This is a genomic window from Acinetobacter sp. GFQ9D191M (genome assembly GCF_011174875.1).
GTDB lineage: Bacteria > Pseudomonadota > Gammaproteobacteria > Pseudomonadales > Moraxellaceae > Acinetobacter.
The window spans coordinates 1-1509 of record NZ_JAALGV010000057.1 but is presented as its reverse complement, the minus strand read 5'-3'; the positions used below and the strand labels follow the sequence as shown (position 1 = coordinate 1509).

The 1509-nt window shown below is 38.2% G+C and carries 1 protein-coding gene and 1 pseudogene; one reads left to right on the top strand and one right to left on the bottom strand.

Annotation, left to right across the window (positions count from 1 at the left end):
- The first annotated feature begins 73 nt into the window (after positions 1–73).
- On the top strand, positions 74–1378 hold the full coding sequence (locus tag G5T77_RS08845) for an IS4 family transposase (RefSeq protein ID WP_004784488.1): 1305 nt from the start codon (positions 74–76) through the stop codon (positions 1376–1378).
- A gap of 50 nt (positions 1379–1428) precedes the next feature.
- On the opposite strand, the pseudogene G5T77_RS08840 reads toward G5T77_RS08845, so the two are convergent.
- A pseudogene (locus G5T77_RS08840) lies at positions 1429–1509 on the bottom strand (iron-sulfur cluster insertion protein ErpA); the annotation flags it as partial.

The window sequence follows — 1509 nt, the reverse complement described above, 5'->3', positions numbered from 1 at the left end:
TAATGCCAGTCAGTTAAGCAAATATTAGTAAAATGTAGTAAAAATGAGTGTATGTAAATACGCTCATTTTTTTATGACTTTATCTGAAAATTTAGATTGCACCCTTCAACATTCTTTACCTTCACTTAGCCATTTTAGTGAATTTATTGATTTCAACTGGATTGAGGAAAGTCTGCATCAAACAGGTAAGGCATCAATTAGAAGAAGGAAGTTACCTGCTGAACATGTGGTGTGGCTTGTCATTGGACTCGCTTTATTTCGAAATCAACCTATCGGATATGTCGTAGAACAGCTAAAACTTGTATTTGGTACAACAGAATATTGTGTTCCTAGCGCAGTAGTACAAGCACGACAACGTTTAGGATCAGAACCTTTAAATGCGCTATTTTCTTTACTTAGCCAAGCCTGGTTTGAAGAATCTCAGCAGCAATACTCAAACTTTCACGGTCTGAGTGTGTGCGCTGTTGATGGTGTTGTTTGGTCTATGCCTTATACAGATGAGAATTTTGCACACTTTGGTTCATCTAAAGGAAAAACTGCTGATGCTCCTTATCCACAAGTGAGAGCAACCTGCTTAGTAAATACCGCGACCCATGAAATTATAGATGCTCAAATAGGTAGTATGGATCAAGGTGAACTCACACTGGCAAGCCAATTATCTCCTTGTTCACACAGTATTACCCTATTTGATCGAGCCTATTTCTCTGCAGATTTTCTCATCGGGTGGCAAAAACGTGCAGAAGAAAGTCATTGGCTTATGCGTGCAAAAGATAATTTACGGTATGAGATTGTGGAGCGTAATTCGCAACATGACTTTCATATTAGAATGCCGATATCAACAAGAGCTAAAAAACTTAATCCAGCCTTAGGAGACTATTGGGAGGCACGTCTCATTGAGGTTGAGCAGGCAGGTAAGATTAGACGTTATATCACTTCACTAATAGATTCAAAGAGATATCCATTATTAGCTTTAGCAAAACTCTATGCCCAGCGTTGGGAAATAGAAATGTGTTACCGAGAAATCAAGAGTAACTTACAGGAAGGGAAGCATTTAAGGAGTAAACAACCTGCCTTGATTTATCAAGAATTATGGGGAGTCTTTATTGCCTATAATATTCTAAGAAGACAAATGAAATATATGGCGCAACGTGCAAAAGTCAGTCCTTTGAGAATGAGCTTTCATATTACCTCTATTGCTATCCTTAACCTATTGAAGTTTGATTCTTTGGCTTCCGCAGGTAATTTGCCTAAACATCTAGAAAGTTTAATGGAAAAATCTAAAAGGTATGTTTTACCGAAAAAAAGAAGTAGAAACTACCCACGAGTTGTGAAAGGGAAACCACAGAAATACCCAAAAAAATGCCAGTCAATCTCTTAACTGACTGGCATTACCTCATATGAGGACTTTTTTATTCAACTTGATAGGTATTAGATCGAGAATGAAGATCCACAACCACAGGTCGTGGTCGCATTCGGGTTTTGTACCACAAAACGTGAACCTTCCAGACC